Raw genomic sequence first — 21317 nt, 5'->3', positions numbered from 1 at the left:
GGCTCGGTGCCCGACCGTCCGGGTACGCAAACCGACCCTCTGGGTACGCCAACCGGCCGTCCGGGTACGCGAACCGGCCGTCCGGGTGCTGATGGGCGGGGCGGCGGGCGTTGCGGTCGCCGGAACTGTCGGACCCCGGCGTTACGCTCTGCCCATGCCCGACGCCGACACTGTCACCACCGACACCCCAGCCTCCGCCGTCGCCACCGAGGTGCGCCGGCGGCCCGCGCTGTCGCCGTCGAGGGCCAGCGACTTCAAGCAGTGCCCGCTGCTCTACCGGTTCCGCGCGGTCGACCGGCTGCCGGAGGTCCCGACGAAGGCCCAGTTACGCGGCACGCTCGTGCACTCCGTCCTGGAGCGGCTGTTCGCGCTGCCCGCCGCCGAGCGCGTCCCGGCGCAGGCGCGGGAGCTGCTCGGCCCGGCGTGGACCGACCTGTCCGCGGACCGTCCGGAGTGGACCGAGCTGTTCGACGGCGGGAAACCCGAAGACCACGCCGACTGGCTGCGCTCGGCGGAGAAGCTCCTGGACGCCTACTTCGAACTCGAGGACCCGCGGCGGCTCGAACCCGAGGCCTGCGAGCTGCACGTCGAGATCGAGCTCGGCTCCGGCGTCCTGCTGCGCGGCTACATCGACCGGCTCGACGTCGCGCCGACCGGCGAAATCCGGGTCGTCGACTACAAGACCGGTGCCGCGCCGCGCGAGATCGGCGAGGCCAAGGCGATGTTCCAGATGAAGTTCTACGCCGTGGTGCTGTGGCGGCTGCGCGGGATCGTGCCCCGCCAGCTGAAACTCATGTACCTCACCGACGGCCAGTCGCTGGCCTACACGCCCGACGAAGCCGAGCTGCTGCGCTTCGAGCGCACGCTGGAAGCCATCTGGCAGGCCATCCTCAAAGCGGGCAGGACCGGCGACTTCCGGGCGAACAAGAGCAAGCTGTGCAACTGGTGCGACCACCAGGCGCACTGCCCCGAGTACGGCGGCACGCCACCGGAATATCCCGGCTGGCCGGAGCCCGACGCGGGCGACGAGACGCCGCTGGACCGGGCCGACTGATGGCCGACGCCTTCTACGTCCCGCTCGGCGACGGCCGGTTCACCGCGACCGCGCACACCGCCGGGCCCTGGACCCCGGACGCCCAGCACTTCGGCCCGCCGTCGGCGTTGCTGGTCCGGGCCCTCGAAAACGTCGAATCCGCGCACCCGGCGGAACTCGCGCGGGTCACCGTGGAGATCCTCGGCCCGGCACCGGTCGCGGAACTCACCGTGCGGGCCCGGATCGAGCGGCCGGGCCGGTCGGTCGAACTGCTGCAGGCCGAACTGGCGAGCGCCGAGCGGGTGGTGGCGCGGGCGTCGGCGTGGCGCATCGCGACGTCCGACACGGCGGAGGTCGGCACCGACGCCGGCCCGCTGCTGCCCGGGCCCGGCAGCGTCGAAGAGTCGCCGTGGCCGGAAGGGTGGCAGGGCGGCTACCTCGACGCGGTGGAGTGGCGCGCGGTGCGCGGCGGCATGGACGTGCCCGGCCCGGCGGCGGTGTGGGCCCGCCAGCGGGTCCCGCTGGTCGACGGCGAGGAACCGAGCGGGCTGCAGCGGCTGTTCGCCGTCGCCGACTCCGGCAACGGCGTGTCCAACTACCTCGACCCGCGCCAGTGGTGGTTCATCAACTCGGAACTCACCGTGCACCTGCGCCGGGTGCCGTCGGGCGAGTGGATCGGCCTGGACGCGGTCACGCTGGTCGGCAGGCACGGCATCGGCACGGCGACCAGCATCCTGCACGACGGCGACGGCCCGGTGGCCACCGGCGCGCAGGCGCTGATGGTCCGGCCGCGACAGGCCGGGGGCGGATAGCCACCCACAACGGGCCCGCATCCAATAACCTTCGCGGAACGACCGACTTGAGGAGCGCTCGGGCATGCAGATCACCTCGGTGGTCAACCAGAAAGGCGGGGTCGGCAAGACCTCACTGAGCGTCGGCACCGCGGCCGCACTGGCCGAGCGGGGCCGGCGGGTGCTGCTGGTCGACCTCGACCCGCAGGGCCACGCGACGACCGAGATGCTCGGGTTGTCCGAGGTCGCCGCGGACCAGCCGAGCCTGGCGAAGGCGCTGGCCAAGACGTGGAAGGGCCCGATCGAGGAACTCGTCGTGCCGCACCCGCGCAGCAACCTCGGCAAGGGCGGCGCGCTCGACGTCGTGCCGACGTCACCGGGGATGTTCGACCTGATCCGGCGGCTCGACTCGTTCCGCGTCCCGGGCTGGCAGCTCGCCCGGGTCATCCAGTTCGCCAACTACGACCACTGCGTCATCGACTGCCCGCCGGCGCTGGACGTGCTGACGAACAACGCGCTGGCGGCCTCGCACGGCATCCTGGTGCCGGTCCAGCCGGACAAGACGAGCATCCGCGCGCTGCGGCTGCTGGCCGACCAGGTCCGGTACGTCGAGCAGACCGTAGGACGCCAGCCGCTGTCCTGGTTCGGCCTGGTGCCGAGCCTGTACCGGCGGCCGATCTCGCACTACGCGGCCGCGGCGCTGCAGGAGATGTACGACTTCGGCATCCCGATGCTGTCGCACCTGCCGCTGGGCGTGGTGATGAACGAGGCGGCGGCGCACGGGGTCCCGGTGACGACGTACGCGCCGGAGACGCTGCAAGCGCTGTCCTTCCGCGAGATCGCGGAGACCCTGGACGGCTACCTGGCGGAGAACGCGGCCCCGGCGGTGGTCCCGGCCGACGAGGAGTTCGTCTTCGAGGACTTCATCTCGGAGGTCGCGGTGGCCCGCAACGTCAACGACAACGGCGCCCGCAAGGGCCTCTACGACCTGCTGCCGAAGAAACCCAACCGTCCCCGGTCGTGAGTGGTGAGGCGGGTTCCCACCCGCCTCACCACCCACGACGGGTGTGCGTCAGAGGCGGCAGGAGCGGATGTCCGACGCCAGGATCGCCTTCGCGCCGACCTCGGCCAGCTCGTCCATGATGAGGTTGACCTTCTTGCGCGACACCATGGCGCGCACGGCCACCCAGTCCTCGTCGGCCAGCGGGGCGACCGTCGGCGACTCCAGGCCCGGCGTGATCGCGATCGCGCGCTCCACCAGCGTCCGCGGGCAGTCGTAGTCCAGCATCATGTACTGCTGCGCGAACACGACCCCGCGCAGCCGTGCGGCCAGCTGCGTCTTCGCCTTGCTCTGCTCGGTCCCGCGGCGCTGCAGCAGCACGGCTTCCGACACGCAGATCGGATCGCCGAAGGCCACCAGGTTGTTCTGCCGCAGCGACCGGCCGGACTCGACGACGTCGGCGATCGCGTCCGCGACGCCGAGCTGGATCGAGATCTCCACCGCGCCGTCGAGGCGGATCACCTCGGCCTCGACGCCGTGGCGGGCGAGGTCGTCGCGGACCAGCCGCGGGTACGACGTCGCCAGCCGCTTGCCGTGCAGGTCGGCCGGCTTCCAGTCCCGGCCGGCCGGCGCCGCGTAGCGGAACGTCGAACCGCCGAAGCCCAGCGCCTGGATCTCCTCGACCGGGGCGCCGGAATCGAGCGCGAGGTCGCGGCCGGTGATGCCGAGGTCGAGCTCGCCGGAGCCGACGTAGATCGCGATGTCCTTGGGCCGCAGGAAGAAGAACTCGACCTCGTTGACGTGGTCGAGCACGGTCAGGTCGCGCTGCTCATGCCGCTTCCGGTAGCCCGCCTCGCCGAGCATCTCCGTCGCCGCGGCGGCGAGGGCTCCCTTGTTCGGCACGGCAACACGCAGCATTTCGCTTTTCTCCTCGTTGTCAGAGCGACCCGTCACAGGTAGCGGTAGACGTCCTCGGTCGACAGGCCGCGGCCGAGCATCAGCACCTGAAGCCGGTACAGCAGCTGGGAGATCTCCTCGGCGAGGCGCTCGTCGGACTCGTGCTCGGCGGCGATCCACACCTCGCCGGCTTCCTCCAGCACCTTCTTGCCCTGGGCGTGCACCCCGGCATCGAGGGCGGCGACGGTGCCGGACCCGTCGGGACGGGTACGCGCGCGCTCGGCAAGCTCCGCGAACAGCTCATCGAAGGTCTTCACAGTCCGGAATCCTTCCATCCCGGGCCGCCGCCCGCCGCCCCGGCCCGCCGGGGATGCCGCCCATCTCACACGCACGTGGACGGTGTTTCCCACGGGTTGGGAATCAGAAGAGCGCGCCCTGCTCGAAGTCCAGCAGGTACCGCTTGCGCTCGAGCCCGCCGCCGTAGCCGGTGAGGGAGCCGTTCGAACCCACGACCCGGTGGCACGGGACGATGATCCCGATCGGGTTCTTGCCGTTGGCCAGGCCGACCGCCCGCGATGCCGCCGGCTTGCCGAGGCGGTCGGCCAGCTGGCCGTACGAGATCGTCGTGCCGTACGGGATCTTGCGCAGTTCCGCCCAGACCAGCTGCTGGAACGGCGTGCCCGCGAAGACCAGCGGTACCTCGAACTCCTGGCGCTGCCCGGCGAAGTACTCCTTCAGTTCGGCCTCGGCGCGGGCGAAGACGTCCCCGCCCGGGTCGGACGAGCCGAAGGTCAGCTCGTCCGGGCGGTGGCGCTGGTCGACCATGTAGAGGCCGCAGAGGGCGCCGCCCTCGGCGACCAGCGTCAACGGGCCGCACGGGCTGTCGACGACGGCGTGGGATCGCATGGTTCCTCCGGTCGGGTTCATGCCGCGGGCATCCGGTTGATCGCGTGGTCACCGGTGGCCCACAGGTGCTGGGTGGCGTAGGCGCGCCAGGGGCGCCACGCGGCGGACCGGGCGACGACGGCGGCCTGGCCGCCGAGGCCGAGGGTCTCCGCCGCGTACTTGATGCCGAGGTCGGTGGGGAGGAAGGCGTCCGGGTCGCCGAGCGCGCGCATCGCGATGCTTTCGACGGTCCACGGCCCGAACCCGGGCAACGCGGTCAGGGCCGCCCTGGTCGCCTCCCAGTCGCTGCCCGCGCCGAGGTCGAGGCCGTCCGTCAACGCCGAGACCAGCGTCAGCAGCGTGCGACGGCGGGTACGGGGCATGGCCAGGGTCTCCGGGTCCAGCGAAGCCAGCGCGTCGGGCGACGGGAACAGGTGGGTCAGGCCGCCTTCGGGGTCGTCGACCGGTTCGCCGTGCGCGACGACCAGCCGGGCCGCGTGGGTCCGCGCGGCCGCCGTCGAGACCTGCTGGCCCAGCACGGCCCGGACGGCGAACTCGGCGCCGTCGACCGTGCGCGGGACGCGGCGGCCGGGCGCGGCCGCGACGAGCGGGGCGAGCAGCGGGTCGGTGGCGAGCTGGTCGTCGACGGCGACCGGGTCGGCGTCGAGGTCGAGCAGGCGGCGGCACCGGCTGGTCGCGGCCGGCAGGTCCCGGAGGTCGGCCAGGGTGAGCCGGCAGGCGATGTGGCCGTCCTCCGGCCGCAGCGCGACGACGCCGTGGCCGTGCGGCAGCCGCAGCGTCCGGCGGTAGGCGCCGTCCCGCCACTCCTCCACCCCCGGCACGCCGGTCGCGACGAGGTGCCCGAAGAGGTTGTCCGGGCACAGCGGCTTCCGGTACGGCAGCCGCAGGACGAGCGCCCCGGCCGCCGACGGCTTGCCCTTCGCGCGCTGCCGCAGCTCGGTCGGCGAGAGGGCGAACACCTCACGGACGGTGTCGTTGAACGTCCGGATGCTGCCGAACCCCGCGGCCAGGGCCAGCTCGGTCATGGGCAGCGTGGTCGTCTCGATCAGGGTCCGCGCGGTCTGCGCGCGCTGGGCCCGCGCCAGCGCCAGCGGGCCCGCGCCGAGCTCGGCGAAGACCTGGCGTTCGACCTGCCGGACGCTGTAGCCGAGCCGGGCGGCGAGGCCCCGGACGCCTTCGGTGTCGACGACGCCGTCGGCGATCAGCCGCATCGCCCGCGCGACGAGGTCGGCGCGCTCGTTCCACAGCGGTGAACCGGGGCTCGCGTCGGGACGGCAGCGTTTGCAGGCCCGGAACCCGGCCTGCTGGGCGGCCGCGGCGCTCGGGTAGAAGCTCATGTTCTGCCGCTTGGGCGGCACCACCGGGCAGCTGGGCCGGCAGTAGATCCGGGTGGTCAGGACCGCGCAGTAGAACCACCCGTCGAACCGGGCGTCCTTCGCCTGCACGGCCCGCACGCACCGTTCGAAGTCCTCATGCACCGCATCAGCATCGCGGACGCGGACCACCCGGGCTAGCGGAAAAGCGACATGGTCGTGGTCAGCCGAGCAGGGCCGCCAAAGCCGGTACGTCGATGCCCGCCAAGGAGTCGCGGAACACCCGCCGCTCCCCCGCTTCGACCACGACGTCGTTCGGGATCACCAGCACCGTGCAGCCCGCCGCGACCGCGGACGCCGTGCCCGGCGGCGAGTCCTCGACCGCCACACACCGCTCGGGCGAAACGCCGAGCAGTTCGGCCGCCTTGAGGTACGGGCGCGGGTGCGGCTTGTTCAGACCTTCGACCTCGTCACCGCACACGGTGACGTCGAAGAAGTCCCGGCCGATCGTGTTCAGCGCCAGCTCGGTCAGGTCGCGTTCGGTGGAGGTGACCAGCGCCGAGCGCAGGCCCGCTTCGCGCACCGCCGTCAACGCTTCACGCGCACCCGGGCGCCACGGCAGCTCGTCGTCGAACAGCCCGGCCGTGCGGCGGCGGATCTCCTCCCCCGTCGAGGCGATCGCCTCCGGCGTCGCCGGAAGGCCGACCACCTCGAGGAGGTACGCCGAGGTGTCGTCCATGTTGGACCCGACGAGCGTCATCCGCTGTTCTTCGGAGAGGCGGCCACCCAGCCACTCCGCCGTTTCGTAGAGGGCGACGTCCCACAGCTTCTCGGAATCGACGAGCGTGCCGTCCATGTCCCAGAGCACGGCGGCCAATCCGTCCACAGTGGAGTCTCCCTCAGGTGTTGAAGTACTTGGCTTCCGGGTGGTGGCAGACGATCGCGTCGGTCGACTGCTCGGGGTGCAGCTGGAACTCCTCGGACAGCTTGACGCCGATCCGGCCCGGTTCGAGGAGGGCGACGATCTTCGCCCGGTCTTCGAGGTCGGGACAGGCGCCATAGCCCAGGGAGAACCGGGCTCCACGGTAGCCGAGCTTGAAGAAGTCCTCGACGTCGTCGGGGTCCTCTGAGGCCACCGCCACACCGCCGGGGAAGGTGAGCTCTCCCCGGATGCGGCAGTGCCAGTACTCGGCGAGCGCCTCGGTCAGCTGGACGCCGAGGCCGTGGACCTCGAGGTAGTCGCGGTAGGCGTCGGCGGCGAACAGCTCGTTCGCGTAGTCGGCGATCGGCTGGCCCATGGTGACCACGGTGAACGGCACGACGTCGACCTCGCCGGACTCCCGCGGCCGGTAGAAGTCGGCCAGGCAGAGCCGCCGGTCGCGGCGCTGCCGCGGGAACGTGAAGCGCAGCCGTTCCGGCGCGTCGGGCGAAGGTTCGGTGAGCACGACCAGGTCGTCGCCCTCGGCGACGCACGGGAAGTAGCCGTAGACGACGGCCGCGTGGGCCAGGACGCCGTCGGCGGTGAGCCGGTCGAGCCAGTACCGCAGCCGCGGCCGGCCTTCGGTCTCGACGAGTTCGTCGTACGTCGGCCCGGCGCCGCCACGGGCGCCCTTGAGCCCCCACTGCCCCATGAAGGTCGCGCGCTCGTCGAGCATGGCGGCGTAGTCGGCGAGCGGGACGCCCTTGACCACCCGCGAACCCCAGAACGGCGGGCTCGGCACCGGCACGTCGGTGGCGACGTCCGAGCGCGCGGGCGGCGGCCCTTCGAGGGCTTCCTCGCCGGCCTTGCGGGCTTTGCGCGCCTCGGCGATCCGCAGCGAGCGTTCGCGGCGTTCCTTGCGCTCCTGGCGCTTCTTCTCCGCGTCGGCGTCCACCAGCGGCGATTCGCCGCGTTTGGCGGCCATGATCGCGTCCATCAGCCGCAGTCCCTCGAACGCGTCCCGCGCGTAGCGGACGTCGCCGAGGTACAGCTCGGTCAGGTCGTTCTCCACATAGGACCGCGTGAGCGCGGCGCCGCCGAGCAGCACCGGCCAGCGCGCGGAGACGCCCCGGGAGTTCATCTCCTGGAGGTTCTCCTTCATGATCACCGTGGACTTGACCAGCAGCCCGGACATGCCGATCGCGTCGGCGCCGTGTTCGTCGGCCGCGTCGAGGATGGTCGTGATCGGCTGCTTGATGCCGAGGTTGACCACTTCGTAGCCGTTGTTGGACAGGATGATGTCGACGAGGTTCTTGCCGATGTCGTGGACGTCGCCGCGCACGGTGGCCAGCACGATCCGGCCCTTGCCCGAGTCGTCGCCCTTCTCCATGTGCGGTTCGAGGTGGGCGACGGCCGCCTTCATCACCTCGGCGGACTGCAGCACGAACGGCAGCTGCATCTGCCCGGAGCCGAACAGCTCGCCGACGGTCTTCATGCCCGACAGCAGCGTGTCGTTGATGATCTGCAGGGCGGGCCGCTGCTGCAGGGCCGCGTCGAGGTCGTCGGTGAGGCCATTGCGTTCGCCGTCGACGATCCGGCGTTCCAGGCGTTCGAACAGCGGCAGCGCGGCCAGCTCTTCGGCGCGCGACGCCTTCGACGACGCCGCGCTCACGCCCTCGAACAGGGCCATCAGCTCCTGCAGCGGGTCGTACCCCTCGCGGCGGCGGTCGTAGACGAGGTCGAGGGCGACCGCGCGCTGGTCGTCCGGGATCCGCGCCATCGGCAGGATCTTGGACGCGTGCACGATCGCGGTGTCCAGCCCGGCTTGGACGCACTCGTGCAGGAACACCGAGTTGAGCACCTGCCGCGCGGCCGGGTTGAGGCCGAAGGAGATGTTCGACAGGCCGAGCGTGGTCTGGACCTCGGGGTGGCGGCGTTTGATCTCGCGGATGGCTTCGATCGTTTCGATGCCGTCGCGGCGGGATTCCTCCTGGCCGGTCGCGATGGTGAAGGTCAGGGCGTCGACGATGACGTCGGAGGTGCGCAGCCCCCAGTTGCCGGTGATGTCCGCGATGAGCCGGCTCGCGATGTCGGCCTTCTTCTGCGCGGTGCGCGCCTGGCCTTCCTCGTCGATGGTCAGGGCGACGACCGCGGCGCCGTACTCCCTGACCAGCTCCATGACCTGGGTGAACCGGGATTCCGGGCCGTCGCCGTCCTCGTAGTTGACGGAGTTGACCGCGCAGCGGCCGCCGAGCCGTTCGAGCCCGGCGCGCAGGACGGCGACCTCGGTGGAGTCGAGCATGATCGGCAGGGTCGAGGCGGTGGCCAGGCGCCCGGCCAGTTCCGCCATGTCCGCGGTGCCGTCGCGGCCGACGTAGTCGACGCACAGGTCCAGGAGGTGGGCGCCGTCGCGGGTCTGTTCGCGGGCGATCTCGACGCAGTCGTCCCAGCGGCCTTCGAGCATCGCGGTGCGGAAGGCCTTCGATCCGTTGGCGTTGGTCCGCTCGCCGATCATCAGCACGCTGGCGTCCTGCTTGAACGGCACGGCCTGGTAGAGCGACGACACGCCGGGCTCGGGCCGCGGCCGCCGCGGAACCGGCGCGGTGCCGGCCACGGCCTCGGCGAGCTGCCGGATGTGCTCGTCGGTCGTCCCGCAGCAGCCGCCGACCAGGCCGACGCCGAACTCGCGCACGAACCCGGTCAGCGCCTCGACCAGCGCTTCCGGGCCGAGCGGGTACACCGCGCCGTCCGGGCCGAGTTCCGGCAGGCCGGCGTTCGGCATCACCGACAGCGGCACCCGGGCGTGCTTGGCCAGCTGCCGCAGGTGCTCGCTCATCTCGGCCGGCCCGGTGGCGCAGTTGAGCCCGATGACGTCGATGCCGAGCGGCTCCAGCGCGGCCAGCGCGGCGCCCACCTCGGTGCCGAGCAGCATCGTGCCGGTCGTTTCGACGGTGATCGAAGCGAGGATCGGCACGTGCCTGCCCTCGGCGGCCATCGCCCGTTTCGCACCGATGATCGACGCCTTGGTCTGCAGGATGTCCTGGGTGGTCTCGACGATCACCGCGTCGACGCCGCCGGCGAGCAGGCCGCGGACCTCCTCGCGGTAGGCGTCCCGCAGTGTGGTGAACGGCGCGTGGCCGAGGGTCGGCAGCTTCGTGCCCGGGCCGACCGAGCCGAGCACGAACCGCGGGCGGTCCGGCGTCGCGAACTCGTCGGCGGTCTCGCGGGCCAGCCGCGCGCCGGCCTCGGCGAGCTCGAAGATCCGCCCGGTGATGCCGTACTCGGCGAAGTTGGCGAAGTTGGCCCCGAAAGTGTTGGTCTCGACGGCGTCCGCGCCGGCCTCCAGATACCCGCGGTGGACCGAGCGGACCACGTCCGGCCGGGTGACGTTGAGGATCTCGTTGCAGCCTTCGAGACCGGCGAAATCGTCCAGGGCGAGGTCGTGGGCCTGCAGGGCGGTGCCCATCGCCCCGTCGGCCACCAGGACGCGGGACTGCAGGGCGAGCAGGAACGGTGACGACAGGCGGTCGGACATGCTGAACAGCGTAAGGCCGGTGGTCGTAGGCTGGTCCGGTGAGTGAGCCCGTCGACGAGACCCCGCGGCCGCCCGGCGACCGCACCGAACCCACCCGGCCGCTGATGGTCGTCGCCTTCGAAGGCTGGAACGACGCCGGTGACGCGGCGAGCCGGGCGGTCGAGCACCTGCAGCTGAACTGGGACGCCACCCCGCTGGCGGAACTGGAGCCCGACGACTACTACGACTTCCAGGTCAGCCGCCCGACCGTCCGGATGGTGGACGGTGTCACTCGCCGGGTGGACTGGCCGACCACGACGCTGTCGGTGTGCCGGCCGGACGGGTTCGACCGGGACGTCGTCCTCGTGCAGGGCCCCGAGCCGAACATGCGCTGGCGCGCCTTCTGCGCCGAGCTGCTGGACCACATCAAGCAACTGGACGTCGCCACCGTGGTGACGCTGGGTGCGCTGCTCGCCGACACCGCCCACACCCGGCCGGTCCCGGTCACCGGGACGGCCTACGACAAGGACACCGCGTCGCTCTACGGGCTCGACCTGAACAACTACCAGGGACCGACCGGGATCGTCGGGATCCTGCAGGACTACTGCGTGCAGGCGGGCATCCCGGCCGTGTCGATCTGGGCCGCGGTGCCGCACTACGTGTCGCACCCGCCGTCCCCGAAGGCGACGCTGGCGCTGCTGCACAAGCTGGAGGACATCCTCGACGTCGAGATCCCGCTGGGGGCGCTGCCGGAGCAGGCCGAGGAGTGGCAGCGCACGGTCACCGAGATGGCCGACGAGGACGAGGAGATCAGCGAGTACGTCCGCAGCCTCGAGGAGCGCGGGGACGCCCAGACCGAGGTGGCGGAGCAGGACGTCAGCGGCGACAAGATCGCCGCGGAGTTCGAGCGCTACCTGCGCCGGCGCGGCCGCGGCGGCGGGCAGGAAGGCTTCGGCCTGCGCTGAGTCACTTGCGCCAGCTGGTGGCGAACGCCCGGGCGGGGTTCGCCACCAGCATGGCCGTGACGACGTCACCGCCGAGCTGCCTGGCCAGCCGCGGTGCGAGCGTGGTGAGCAGGTAGGACGCGCCGGGCTGGTCCCGCGCGGCGGCGGTGGTCGTGTCGCCGCCGAGCAGGATCTGCCCGCCGTGCCCGGCCTCGACGAGCGCTTCGAGGCCGTCGAAGAGCCGCCAGTCGGTGGCGTGGTTGGCCCGCGACGGGCCGTCGAAGCCGAGGAACACGCCGGTCTCGGCGATCTCCCGCTGCAGCGGCGGGTCCGGGTTCCGGTTGAGGTGCCCGAGGATCACCTTGTCGGGTGAAACGTCGAGCTTGTCGCAGAGCAGTTCGGCCGTCTGCAGGCCCGCCGTGCCGAGTTCGAGGTGCACGGCGATCGGCGCGCCGGTCTCCTCGTGGGCGACCGCGGCGGCGGTCATCGTCAGCCGGGCGTGCGAATCGATCGTGTGGAAGGCGCCGGCCACCTTGATCAGCCCGGCACGCGGGCCGGTCCGCGGCTCGTCGGGCAGGTCGGCGGGCTGGGTGCCCTCGGTCAGGTCGGCGACGAACTCCTGGACCAGATCGTCGATGACGCGGCCGAGGATCACCGGGGCGTAGTGCTCCGCGCGGTGCAGGCCGGTGGCCGCGACCACGTGCACGCCGATCTGCTCCGCCATCCAGGCGAGCTCGCGGGTGCGCCGGGTCAGGCCGTACGGCGTCCACTGGACGAGCGCGTCCCCGCCCCGCGCCTTGAACTCGAGGAGCGTGTGGGCGGCGGCGGCCGGGTCGTCGAGCTCCTGGCCCGGCAGCAGCTTCGAGGCGAAGAAGAGGTGGTCGTGCGAGTTCGTCACGCCGAGCTGGGCCGGATCGACGTCACCCAGCACCGTGCGGACCTTGGGTTCCCCAGTCACGATCGCGAGTGTAACGTCTCAACCGTTACGATGGCGAGGTGTCCGAAGACTTCCGCCTCGACATGGGCGCACCCTGGCTGAACCTGCTCGCCACCCGCGGCCGCCACTTCGGGGCCCAGCCGGTCGAGCGCATGATGACCGTCGAGCAGCTGCGCGAGTGGCTGGCCCGCTCCGAGCTGACCCCGCTCGCGCCGGTCACGTACGCCGACGTGCGCGCGGCCCACCAGCTCCGCGAGGCGCTGCGCGAACTCGCCTTGGGCGCGCTCGACGGAGTTCCGCCCGGCGCCGACCAGGTGAGCGCACTGCGGCCCTTCCTCAACACCGAGCCGGTGCACCTGGCCGCGCTCGACCGGCTCCAGCGGAGCGCCCCGGCGACCGCCGCCGACGCGCTGGGCCGGCTGGCCCACCAAGCCGCGGACTGGCTGACCGGACCCCTGCGGCACGACCTGCGCGCCTGCCCCGAGCAGGACTGCCGGGGGGTGTTCGCCGACCCGGGCGGACGGCGGCGGTGGTGCCCCTCCCCCGCCTGCGCCAGCCGCGGCCGCGTCCGCGCCCTCAGGGAGCGGCGGCGCGAGGAATCATGACGGCCAGAGGATGCGGCGCATCGGAACCGCGCCCCGCGCCCGCTTCCGCCACTCCCGCGGGTAGCCGAGCGAAACCTCTTCGAACCGGACGCCGTCGGCCTCCGTGCTGCGCGGGATGTGCAGGTGCCCGTACACCGCGATCTCCGCGCGGTAGCGGACGTGCCAGTCCTCGGTCTTCGTCGTGCCGCACCAGAGCGCGAACTCCGGCCAGTACAGCGGCGCCGTCGGGTGGCGGTGCAGGGGCCAGTGGGACATCAGGATCGTGCCGTGGTCGTCGGGAATCGCGTCGAGGCGCTCGGTGCTGATCTTCAGGCGGTCCTCGCACCACGCCTGGCGGCTCGGGTACGGGTCCGGGTACAGGAAGTACTCGTCCGTGCAGACCACCCCGGCCTCGCGGGCCTGCCGCAGGGCTTCCTCGAGGGGCTTGCCTTCGGCTTCCGGGGTCCGCCAGCTGTAGTCGTAGAGCAGGAACAGCGGCGCGATGGTCAGGGGCCGCGGACCGGACCGCCAGACCGGGAACTCGTCCTCCGGGGTCAGCACGTCGATCTCGCGGCACTGCTCGACCAGGTACTCGTACCGGGCCTGCCCGCGCAGCTGGCAGTCGTCGTTCTTCGTCGTCCACAGTTCGTGGTTGCCCGGCACCCAGACGACCTTCGCGAACCGGCTGCGCAGGGTCTTCAGCGTCCCGATGGTGGCTTCGGCCAGCTCGGCGACGTCGCCGGCGACGAGCAGCCAGTCTTCGGGGGTTTCCGGGACGACCGAGTCGAGGATCGGGCCGTTGCCCTCGTGGGTCACGTGGAGGTCGCTGGTGGCGAAGAGGTGCGGCACCCCTCCACCGTAGCCACCGCGGGCGGGGAAGCCGGCCGGATCCCGCCTTTCCGGACCAACATCAGAGCACCGGCGAGGACGTGGACCCCGGCCTGGACGTTCAGCAGCACGGCGGGCCCGGTCGTCGCCACCAGGGTCCCGGCCAGCAACGCGCCGGCCGTCGTGCAGGTGGCGATGGCGGCGAACGTCGTGCTCAGCACCCGTCCGGCGCGCTCGGGGGCGACCGCGCTCTGGATCTCCGACAGGGTCCCGGCGCCCACGACCACGCCCGGTGCGCCGGCCACGACGAACAGCCCGACGTAGACCCCCAACGCCGTCGTGACCAGCGAGAGGTTCCAGATCACCGCGGACAGCAGGCCCAGCGCGAGGGAACCCCAGCCGAGCAGGGCGGCCGGCGCGACTCGCCGCGCGACCGTGGCCAGAGCGAACCCGGCGGCCAGCCCGCCGAGCGCCTGCACGCCCCGCAGCAGGCCCACGTCGGCCTCGCTGCCGCCGAGCACCTGCAGGACGTAGACCACGAACAACACCAGGAACATGCCCTGCGCGAGCGAGGTGAACACCAGCGCGGCACCGGTGCGCCGCAGCCGCCGGTTGCCGACCAGCTCGCGCAGGCCGTCCAGCCAGGCCCGGACCACCGGTTCCCGCGCGGGCGCCGGCGGGGACGCGGCGACCCGGCGGAACGGCTTGGCCAGCAGGGCCGCAGCCACCGCGAGCACGGCCAGGTAGCCGGTGACCACGTCGGCGAGCCCGCCGGAACCCAGCAGGGCACCCCCCGCCCAGCCGCCGGCCAGCCGGGCGACGCTGCCGTTCACGCTCATCAGCCCGTTCGCCGCGGTCACGTCCGCGACGCCGACCAGCTCCGGCACGAGCGCGTTGCGGGCCGGTTCGAACACCGAGGCCAGCGCCGCCTGGGCGGCCATCACGGCGTACACCACGGCGACGCCGGGCTCGGCCAGCAGCGGGAGGGCCACGACGGCGAGCCCGAGGCAGACGCCGAACAGCACCGCGCGGCGGTTCCACCGGTCGGCGACGACCCCGGCGACCGGGCTGAGCAGCACCGCGGGCAGCAGGCCGAGGACGATGCTCAGCGCCGTCGTCGCGGCGGAGCCGGTGCGCTGGAAGACGTGGACCGGCAGCGCCACCTGCAGCATCCACTCGGCCGTTTCGCCGAAGAACGCCGCGACCCACAGCCGCGCGAACGCAGGCACCCCCAGCAGCTGCTTCATTCCTCCGCCTTTCCCGAGTGCTCGATGCGGGGGAACGCCCGCAGGCCGACGTGCACCGAACGCGCGTCCGCGGGAGCGTCGGTCCGGATGGCGCCGATGTAGGGGCGGAGCAGCGCGTCGATCGCCTCGGTCAGCCGGGTCAGCTCCGCCGGGCTGACGCGCAGGGCGTAGGTGGACAGCCCGGTCGCGGCGCGCCATTCCGGGGCGAGGTCGTCGAGGGAGTCCAGGTAGCGCTGGGTCAGCTCCTGTTCGTGGGTCAGCGTCGCGCCGACGACGCCCAGCTGCGCCGCCCGGTGCGCCGGGTCGTCGGCCAGCTCCCCCATTTCCAGGCCGACCTGCCGGGCGCGCCACGGCCGTTCGCGGCCGTCTTCGCCCTCGGCGCGCTCGACCAGGCCGTACTGGGCCAGCTGCCGCAGGTGCCAGCTGCAGTTGGACGCCGTCGAGCCGACCGCCTCGGCGCACTCGCTCGCGGTGCGCGGGCCGACGGCGGTCAGGTGGTTCAGCAGCGCCGACCGCAGCGGGTGTGCCAGGGCCCGCAGCAGCTCGACGTCTTCGATCCGCTTGCGCGGCGGCAGCCCGGCCATCGGTCGTCCAATCTGAAAGAAGTATTTCGAAAGCTCTCTTTCATACTTGGTCCCGCCTGCGGCTTTGTCAATCGGCTTCGCTATCCTTCGCGGTGCAGTGACTGCACCGGGCAGTGACTGCGTCGTGACCCGACCTTGGATGGACGTTGCCCGACCAGCGCGAACTCGCCACCGCCGCCGCCCTCGCCCTCCCCCGCTTCGTGGGTTCGACCGCACTCTTCCACGCCGCGGTCGCCGAGCGGATGGGCGTCACCCCGACCGAGCTGCACTGCCTGCACCTGCTCCACGGCGGGGTCAGCGATTCGCCGTCGGAACTCGCGCGGCTGCTCGGGATGAGCACGGGCGCGTTCACCCGGCTGCTCGACCGGATGGAACGGCACCGGCTCGCCGAGCGCGCCCCCGATCCCGCCGACCGCCGGCGGCTCGTCGTCCGGCCGCTGCCCGACCGGATGGCCGAGCTCGCCGAGCTCTACGCGCCGATGGCCCGGTTCGTCGGCGAACGCCTCGCCCGCTTCGACCGCCGTCAGCTGACGGCGCTGCTGGAGTTCCTCACCGACGGCACCGCGGCGGCCGAACGGTCGACGAGCGAGCTCCCGGATGTGACCCAGGCCATAACGAGTTGACTAACTCTACTGATGTTGCGTTAACCTGGTTCCACTATGAGGAACTGAACCGCGCCCATCCCGCCTGAGGCGGCACCCGGTCGAGCCGACGCTCCCGCGTGCCACGACGCCCGGTGTGGATATCCGCTTTCTTCCCCCAGGGCCCGGTGATCGCACATGTCTCCCGTTTTTCCGTTGCAGGCCAAGGACGTCGTCTTCGGCTACGGCACCCGCGTCGTCCTCGACGGCGTCTCCCTGACCGCGTCGGCCGGGCAGCGGCTCGGCCTGGTCGGTGAGAACGGCACCGGCAAGTCCACGCTGCTGCGCCTGCTCGCCGGGCTGGAAGAACCCCGCTCCGGCGAGGTGCTCCGCGGCCCCGACGTCGGATTCCTGGTGCAGGAACTGCCGTTTCCCATGGACGCCACGTTCTCCGACGTCATCGACGACGCCCTCGCCGAGATCCGCACCGCGGCGGCCCGGCTCGACGAGCTGACCGCGGCCATGACCGACCGGCCCGACGACGGGGGCGTGCTCGAGGAGTACGGCCGCGTCCTGGAGTGGGCCCAGGCCCACGACCTGTGGGACGCCGACCGCCGCGCCAAGCTCGTCTGCGACGGGCTCGGCCTCGGCGGCGTCGAACCGGACCGGCGGCTCGGCACGCTGTCCGGCGGGCAGCGGTCCCGGCTCGGCCTGGCCGCGCTGCTGGTCCGGCAGCCGGAGACGCTGCTGCTCGACGAGCCGACCAACCACCTCGACGACACCGCGATGGCGTTCCTGGAACGCCACCTCACCGAGCTGACCGGGATCGTGGTGCTGTCCTCGCACGACCGGGTGTTCCTCGACGCCGTCTGCACCGACATCGTCGACCTCGACCCGGCCGCGGCCGACCGCCAGGCCGGCGGCGCGGTCCGCTACGGCGGCAGCTACACCGCCTACCTCGGCCACAAGAAAGCCGAGCGGGCCCGGTGGGAGCAGCGCTACGCCGAAGAGCAGGAGGAGCTGAAGGAGCTGCGCGAAACCGTCGCGGTCACCGCGCGGAACGTCGCCTACGGCCGCGGCCCGCGGGACAACGACAAGTTCATCCACGCCTTCAAGGGCGCCCGCGTCCAGAAGACGATCTCGCGGCGGGTGCGCGACGCCGAGCAGCGGCTGGAGCACCTGGAACGCGACCAGGTGCGCAAACCCCCGGCGCCGCTGCGGTTCCGGGCGGAGCTCACCGGCCGCGCGACCGGCGACGGCCCGGCGATTTCGGTACGCGCACTGGAAGTTCCGGGACGGCTGCGGCTGCCGCGGCTCGACGTCGACGGCTCGGCCCGGCTGCTCGTCACCGGCGGGAACGGCGCCGGGAAGTCGACGCTGCTGTCGGTGCTGGCCGGCCGGCTGGCCCCGGCGGCCGGGACGGTCCACTTCGGACACGGCGTGCGGGTCGGCCTGCTGGAGCAGGACGTCGTGTTCGCTTCACCCGAGCGGACCGCCGCCCGGGTCTACCGGGACACGCTCGGCGAGGACGCTCCCCCGCTGAGCCGGCTCGGCCTGCTGGCGTCCCGGGATCTGCGGCAGCCGGTCGGGGCGCTGTCGGTCGGGCAGCGGCGGCGGCTGGCGCTGGCCATCCTCCTCGCCGAGCCACCGGACGTGCTCCTGCTGGACGAGCCGACGAACCACATTTCGCTGACCCTGGCGGAAGAGCTGTTCGCGGCCCTGGAGACGGCGCCGGGCGCGGTCGTCATCGCGTCCCACGACCGGTGGCTGCGCCGCGACTGGCAAGGCGACCACCTGGAGCTGGCTGCGGGCCAACCGGTCGCCGTATAGGTCGTTATACACCCGGAGGGCCCGGTGGTGAGCCGGGCCCTCCGGGGTCAGAGCTCGATGCCGAGGAGGGCGTCGACGGCGTCGCGGATCAGGCCCGGGGCCGTCGGGTCGGTGCCGTCGCGGCGCAGGGCCTCGTTCGCCCACGCGTCGATCGCCGCCAGGGCCTTCGGTGTGTCGAGGTCGTCGGACAGGTGGTCGCGCAGCCGCGTGACGGTCTCCTCCGCCGCCGGGGCGGTCGAGAGCGAGACGGCTTCGCGCCAGCGCGCGAGCCGGGTTTCGGCTTCGGCGAGGAGGGCGTCGGTCCACGGCCGGTCTTCGCGGTAGTGGCCGGAGAACAGGGCCAGCCGGATCGCGCCCGGGTCGACCCGGTCGGCGCGCAGGCGGGAGACGAACACGAGGTTCCCGCGCGACTTCGACATCTTCTCGCCGTCGAGGCCGATCATCCCGGCGTGCACGTAGTGGCGGGCGAACGGCCCGTCCTTGGCGACGGCCTCGGCGTGCGCCGCGCTGTACTCGTGGTGCGGGAAGATCAGGTCCGAACCGCCGCCCTGGAGGTCGAACCCGAGGCCCAGCCGGTTGACCGCGATCGCGCTGCACTCGATGTGCCAGCCCGGGCGGCCGGCCCCGAGCTCGGACTCCCACGACGGCTCGCCTTCGCGGGCCACGCGCCACAGCAGCGCGTCCAGCGGGTGGCGCTTGCCGGCGCGGCCGGGGTCACCGCCGCGCTCGGCGAAGAACTTCGCCATCGTCTCGGCGTCGTAGTTCGACTCGTAGCCGAACCTGCCGGTGGCCGTGTGGTCGAAGTAGACGTCCGGGAACTCCGGGTCGTCCGCGCGGTAGGCGGCGCCGTTGGCCAGCAGCTTCGCGATGACCTCGACGATCTCCGGGATGCTCTCGACCGCGCCGACGAACTGCCGCGGCGGCAGTACCCGCAGGGCGACCATGTCCTCGCGGAACAGCGCCGTCTCGCGCATGCCCAGCACGACCCAGTCGTCGGAGTCCCGCTCGGCCCGCTCCAGCAGCGGCTCGTCGATGTCCGTGACGTTCTGCACGTAGTGGACGTCGTGCCCGTTGTCCCGCCAGACGCGGTTCACCAGGTCGAAGGCGAGGTACGTCGCGGCGTGCCCCAGATGCGTCGCGTCGTAGGGCGTGATGCCGCAGACGTACATCCGGGCGGTGGCGCCGGGCGCGGTCGGGCGGATCTGCCCGGTGGCCGTGTCGTGGAGCCGCAGCGGGCGGGGGGTGCCGGGGATGCGGGGCACGTCGACCGATGACCAAGTCTGCATACCCTCGACTGTAAGGGCTGGTGGGTCAGGCCTTCCCGAGCGGTGGGACGAGCCTCACGCGCGCGTAGGCTTCGATGGCCCGCGCCAGCCAGCCCGGCAGGTCCGGATCGGCCCGTGCGGCCAGCTCCCGCTGCCGGGGATCGGTCCGGTAGAGCCCGCCCAGCGCGGCGTAGGCCGGCGCCGTCGGCTGCCAGAAGTGGCTCACCGACCGGTAGTGCTCGGCGACCGCGTCGAGCGCGGCCGGGTCGTCGGGGGCCGCGCCGGAGCGCATGACGGCGGCCAGCCGCCGGAACAGCGCCGCGCTCTGCGCCGCGGCGTGCTGGTAGTCCGCGGCGGTGAGCCCCTCCTGGGCGGCCTGGGCGGCGTCGAAGGCCGCCGCGGCCCCCTCGCCGAACGTCTCCCGGTAGGTCCGCCGCATGGCGGCACCGTCCTTGCGCAGGCCGGCGAAGAACCGGCCGGGGTCGTCGATCCGGGTGTCGCCGAGGTCGGCGATCGTCTCCTCGACGGTGGCGATCACGCGGTCGAGGCGGCGCCGCTCCTGTTCGAGCTGGGCCAGGTGCCCGCGCAGCGCGGCGGCCTCGTCGCCCTGTTCGCCCAGTACGGCGCCGATCTCGGCCAGGCCGAGCCCGAGCCGCCGCAGCAGCAGGATGCGCTGCAGGCGCAGCAGTTCGAACCGGCCGTACCAGCGGTACCCGTTCGCCGCCACGGACGCCGGGGTGAGCAGGCCGATCGCGTCGTAGTGGCGGAGCATCCGCGCCGACACGCCGGACGCCTTCGCGACCTGGCTGATCGAATACTGCATCCGTTCACCTTGGAATTGACCTTCACACGGTGTCAACTTCTACCGTGGCCGCCGTGACCACGACCACCATCACCGGCGCCCGGATCTTCGACGGCGAGCGCCGCACCGAGCACACCGCCGTCCGGCTCGCGGACGGCCGCGTCGACGCGGTCGGCGACGACACCCTGCGCCGCCCCGGCGACGAGCACGTGGACGCCCGCGGCGGCACCCTGCTGCCCGGCCTGATCGACGCCCACGTGCACCTGCTGCCCGGCGCGCCCCGGCAGGCGCTGACCTTCGGCGTCACGACCGTGCTCGACATGTTCAGCAAGCCGGACACAGTCCGCGAGGCCCTCGCCGCCGGCCCCGGCGGCGCCGACGTGCGCTCCTCCAGCGTCGGAGCCACGGCGCCGGGCGGGCACCCGAGCATGATGTACGCGCCCTTCCCGACGGTGACCGGCCCGCAGGACGCCGAGCGGTTCGTCGCCGGCCGTCTCGCCGAAGGCGCGACGCATCTGAAGGTGCTCTACGACGATGGCACGGGCGGCCCGATGCCGATGCCGTCACCGGACGTGCCGACGATCGCGGCGCTGACCGAGGCCGCGCACGCCGCCGGTGTGGTCGTCGCCGCACACGTGTCGACCGCCCGCGCGGCCATGGACCTGCTCCCCACCGGAGTGGACGTGCTGGCCCACGTCCCGTTCGACGCCCTGGCCCCTCGTCAGGTCGACGCGATCGCCGCGGCGGGCGTGGCGGTGATCTCGACGCTGTCGATCGCCGACGGTTTTCCCGGTTTCTCCTTGCTCGACGAGCCCGCGCTCGTGGCCCGGCTGGGCCCGGCGTGGTGCGCGGTGCTCGAACGGCAGGCGCAGCGGTGGCTGCCGCCGCAGCTGCCGGACTTCGCGGTGGCCCGGGAGAACGCCCGGCTGCTGCACGCGGCCGGGGTGCCGGTGCTGGCCGGAACGGACGCGCCCAACCCGGGCACGGTCCACGGTGCCAGCCTGCACCGGGAGCTGGGGCACCTCGTGGGCGCGGGTTTCTCGCCGTCCGCTGCCCTGACCGCGGCGACCGCCCGTCCCGCGGACGCGTTCGGGCTGGCCGACCGCGGCCGGATCCGTCCCGGCCTGCGCGCGGACCTCGTCCTGGTCGACGGCCGCCCGGACGAGGAGATCACGACGACGCAGCGACTCAGGGCGGTGTGGAAGCAGGGGGTGCGCGCGGATCTCGCGAGTTACGTCGGCTCGGCCGACGAGGGGGCCGGTTTGGCCGCCCTCCGGGCGCAGACGGAGAAAGTGATCGCCGCCGTCCGCGACCGGCTGGGGATCACCCTGTGACGCCGGGC

General features: G+C 72.7%; 20 protein-coding genes. 8 read left to right on the top strand and 12 right to left on the bottom strand.

Annotated features, from left to right (window positions below; all coding sequences use genetic code 11):
• The first annotated feature begins 154 nt into the window (after positions 1 to 154).
• The 3 genes from AB0J55_RS05280 to AB0J55_RS05270 all read left to right on the top strand — a co-directional run bounded on the left by AB0J55_RS05280 (position 155) and on the right by AB0J55_RS05270 (position 2848).
• A complete protein-coding gene (locus tag AB0J55_RS05280; RefSeq protein ID WP_364243051.1) occupies positions 155 to 1054 on the top strand; it encodes a RecB family exonuclease in 900 nt (299 codons plus the stop codon).
• Positions 1054 to 1845, top strand: coding sequence for a thioesterase family protein (locus AB0J55_RS05275; protein WP_364243048.1), 792 nt, complete (start codon positions 1054 to 1056; stop codon positions 1843 to 1845). Before AB0J55_RS05280 ends, AB0J55_RS05275 begins: the two co-directional genes overlap by 1 nt.
• Positions 1846 to 1909: 64 nt before the next feature.
• Positions 1910 to 2848 carry a ParA family protein gene (locus tag AB0J55_RS05270; protein WP_364243045.1) on the top strand — a complete coding sequence of 313 codons (939 nt, stop codon included), beginning with the start codon at positions 1910 to 1912 and terminating at the stop codon, positions 2846 to 2848.
• A gap of 48 nt (positions 2849 to 2896) precedes the next feature.
• On the opposite strand, the gene hisG is transcribed toward AB0J55_RS05270, so the two are convergent.
• From hisG to metH, 6 genes are all read right to left on the bottom strand, one after another.
• On the bottom strand, positions 2897 to 3742 hold the full coding sequence (gene hisG / locus AB0J55_RS05265) for an ATP phosphoribosyltransferase (RefSeq protein WP_364243043.1): 846 nt from the start codon (positions 3740 to 3742) through the stop codon (positions 2897 to 2899).
• A 32-nt stretch (positions 3743 to 3774) separates the two neighbouring features.
• Entirely contained in the window at positions 3775 to 4038 is a 264-nt protein-coding gene (locus AB0J55_RS05260) for a phosphoribosyl-ATP diphosphatase (RefSeq protein ID WP_285996397.1), read from the bottom strand.
• Between the two features lie 103 nt (positions 4039 to 4141).
• On the bottom strand, positions 4142 to 4627 hold the full coding sequence (locus tag AB0J55_RS05255) for a methylated-DNA--[protein]-cysteine S-methyltransferase (RefSeq protein WP_364243040.1): 486 nt from the start codon (positions 4625 to 4627) through the stop codon (positions 4142 to 4144).
• Positions 4628 to 4644: 17 nt separating this feature from the next.
• A complete protein-coding gene (locus AB0J55_RS05250; RefSeq protein WP_364243037.1) occupies positions 4645 to 6105 on the bottom strand; it encodes an AlkA N-terminal domain-containing protein in 1461 nt (486 codons plus the stop codon).
• Between the two features lie 58 nt (positions 6106 to 6163).
• A complete protein-coding gene (locus tag AB0J55_RS05245; RefSeq protein ID WP_364243034.1) occupies positions 6164 to 6826 on the bottom strand; it encodes an HAD family hydrolase in 663 nt (220 codons plus the stop codon).
• Between the two features lie 13 nt (positions 6827 to 6839).
• A complete protein-coding gene (gene metH / locus AB0J55_RS05240; RefSeq protein WP_364243031.1) occupies positions 6840 to 10394 on the bottom strand; it encodes a methionine synthase in 3555 nt (1184 codons plus the stop codon).
• 38 nt (positions 10395 to 10432) lie between these two features.
• On the opposite strand from metH, the gene AB0J55_RS05235 reads away from it, so the two are divergent.
• Positions 10433 to 11338: a PAC2 family protein gene (locus AB0J55_RS05235; protein ID WP_003064933.1), complete on the top strand. Its 906-nt coding sequence runs from the start codon at positions 10433 to 10435 to the stop codon at positions 11336 to 11338.
• Position 11339: 1 nt separating this feature from the next.
• Here the strand turns inward: AB0J55_RS05235 and AB0J55_RS05230 are convergent, their stop codons facing one another.
• Positions 11340 to 12275, bottom strand: a complete 936-nt coding sequence (locus AB0J55_RS05230) for a phosphotriesterase (RefSeq protein WP_364243028.1) — start codon at positions 12273 to 12275, stop codon at positions 11340 to 11342.
• A 38-nt stretch (positions 12276 to 12313) separates the two neighbouring features.
• On the opposite strand from AB0J55_RS05230, the gene AB0J55_RS05225 reads away from it, so the two are divergent.
• Positions 12314 to 12859: a CGNR zinc finger domain-containing protein gene (locus tag AB0J55_RS05225; protein WP_364243026.1), complete on the top strand. Its 546-nt coding sequence runs from the start codon at positions 12314 to 12316 to the stop codon at positions 12857 to 12859.
• On the opposite strand, the gene AB0J55_RS05220 is transcribed toward AB0J55_RS05225, so the two are convergent.
• From AB0J55_RS05220 to AB0J55_RS05210, 3 genes are read right to left on the bottom strand one after another with little or no spacing between them, the layout of a single operon-like run.
• Entirely contained in the window at positions 12854 to 13687 is an 834-nt protein-coding gene (locus AB0J55_RS05220; RefSeq protein WP_364243023.1) for a metallophosphoesterase, read from the bottom strand. The two genes, AB0J55_RS05225 and AB0J55_RS05220, sit on opposite strands and share 6 nt — an antisense overlap.
• Positions 13651 to 14913, bottom strand: coding sequence for an MFS transporter (locus AB0J55_RS05215; RefSeq protein ID WP_364243020.1), 1263 nt, complete (start codon positions 14911 to 14913; stop codon positions 13651 to 13653). Before AB0J55_RS05215 ends, AB0J55_RS05220 begins: the two co-directional genes overlap by 37 nt.
• On the bottom strand, positions 14910 to 15497 hold the full coding sequence (locus AB0J55_RS05210) for a helix-turn-helix domain-containing protein (RefSeq protein ID WP_364243017.1): 588 nt from the start codon (positions 15495 to 15497) through the stop codon (positions 14910 to 14912). The genes AB0J55_RS05215 and AB0J55_RS05210 overlap by 4 nt, the downstream gene beginning before the upstream one ends.
• 146 nt (positions 15498 to 15643) lie before the next feature.
• Between AB0J55_RS05210 and AB0J55_RS05205 the strand changes: the two genes are divergently transcribed.
• Together AB0J55_RS05205 and AB0J55_RS05200 are read left to right on the top strand one after the other, a co-directional pair.
• Positions 15644 to 16120: a MarR family transcriptional regulator gene (locus tag AB0J55_RS05205; RefSeq protein ID WP_364243014.1), complete on the top strand. Its 477-nt coding sequence runs from the start codon at positions 15644 to 15646 to the stop codon at positions 16118 to 16120.
• Between the two features lie 156 nt (positions 16121 to 16276).
• Positions 16277 to 17908, top strand: a complete 1632-nt coding sequence (locus AB0J55_RS05200; RefSeq protein WP_364243011.1) for an ABC-F family ATP-binding cassette domain-containing protein — start codon at positions 16277 to 16279, stop codon at positions 17906 to 17908.
• Between the two features lie 47 nt (positions 17909 to 17955).
• Here the strand turns inward: AB0J55_RS05200 and mshC are convergent, their stop codons facing one another.
• Both mshC and AB0J55_RS05190 read right to left on the bottom strand, forming a co-directional pair.
• Positions 17956 to 19194: a cysteine--1-D-myo-inosityl 2-amino-2-deoxy-alpha-D-glucopyranoside ligase gene (mshC, locus tag AB0J55_RS05195; protein WP_364243008.1), complete on the bottom strand. Its 1239-nt coding sequence runs from the start codon at positions 19192 to 19194 to the stop codon at positions 17956 to 17958.
• Between the two features lie 25 nt (positions 19195 to 19219).
• Entirely contained in the window at positions 19220 to 19996 is a 777-nt protein-coding gene (locus AB0J55_RS05190) for a MerR family transcriptional regulator (protein WP_364243005.1), read from the bottom strand.
• 53 nt (positions 19997 to 20049) lie between these two features.
• Between AB0J55_RS05190 and AB0J55_RS05185 the strand changes: the two genes are divergently transcribed.
• On the top strand, positions 20050 to 21309 hold the full coding sequence (locus AB0J55_RS05185; protein WP_364243002.1) for an amidohydrolase family protein: 1260 nt from the start codon (positions 20050 to 20052) through the stop codon (positions 21307 to 21309).
• The last annotated feature ends 8 nt before the right edge of the window (positions 21310 to 21317 follow it).

Source organism: Amycolatopsis sp. NPDC049688 (genome assembly GCF_040674975.1).
Lineage (GTDB): Bacteria > Actinomycetota > Actinomycetes > Mycobacteriales > Pseudonocardiaceae > Amycolatopsis.
This window is presented reverse-complemented; position numbering and strand designations above follow the sequence as displayed.

Bases quoted from the DNA above. Each gene is read 5' to 3' on its own strand.
- mshC (WP_364243008.1), bottom strand. From the start codon at position 19,194: ATGCAGACTTGGTCATCGGTCGACGTGCCCCGCATCCCCGGCACCCCC.
- hisG (WP_364243043.1), bottom strand. From the start codon at position 3,742: ATGCTGCGTGTTGCCGTGCCGAACAAGGGAGCCCTCGCCGCCGCGGCG.
- AB0J55_RS05275 (WP_364243048.1), top strand. From the start codon at position 1,054: ATGGCCGACGCCTTCTACGTCCCGCTCGGCGACGGCCGGTTCACCGCG.
- AB0J55_RS05270 (WP_364243045.1), top strand. From the start codon at position 1,910: ATGCAGATCACCTCGGTGGTCAACCAGAAAGGCGGGGTCGGCAAGACC.
- AB0J55_RS05190 (WP_364243005.1), bottom strand. From the start codon at position 19,996: ATGCAGTATTCGATCAGCCAGGTCGCGAAGGCGTCCGGCGTGTCGGCG.
- AB0J55_RS05200 (WP_364243011.1), top strand. From the start codon at position 16,277: ATGTCTCCCGTTTTTCCGTTGCAGGCCAAGGACGTCGTCTTCGGCTAC.
- AB0J55_RS05215 (WP_364243020.1), bottom strand. From the start codon at position 14,913: ATGAAGCAGCTGCTGGGGGTGCCTGCGTTCGCGCGGCTGTGGGTCGCG.
- AB0J55_RS05280 (WP_364243051.1), top strand. From the start codon at position 155: ATGCCCGACGCCGACACTGTCACCACCGACACCCCAGCCTCCGCCGTC.
- AB0J55_RS05210 (WP_364243017.1), bottom strand. From the start codon at position 15,497: ATGGCCGGGCTGCCGCCGCGCAAGCGGATCGAAGACGTCGAGCTGCTG.
- AB0J55_RS05255 (WP_364243040.1), bottom strand. From the start codon at position 4,627: ATGCGATCCCACGCCGTCGTCGACAGCCCGTGCGGCCCGTTGACGCTG.
- metH (WP_364243031.1), bottom strand. From the start codon at position 10,394: ATGTCCGACCGCCTGTCGTCACCGTTCCTGCTCGCCCTGCAGTCCCGC.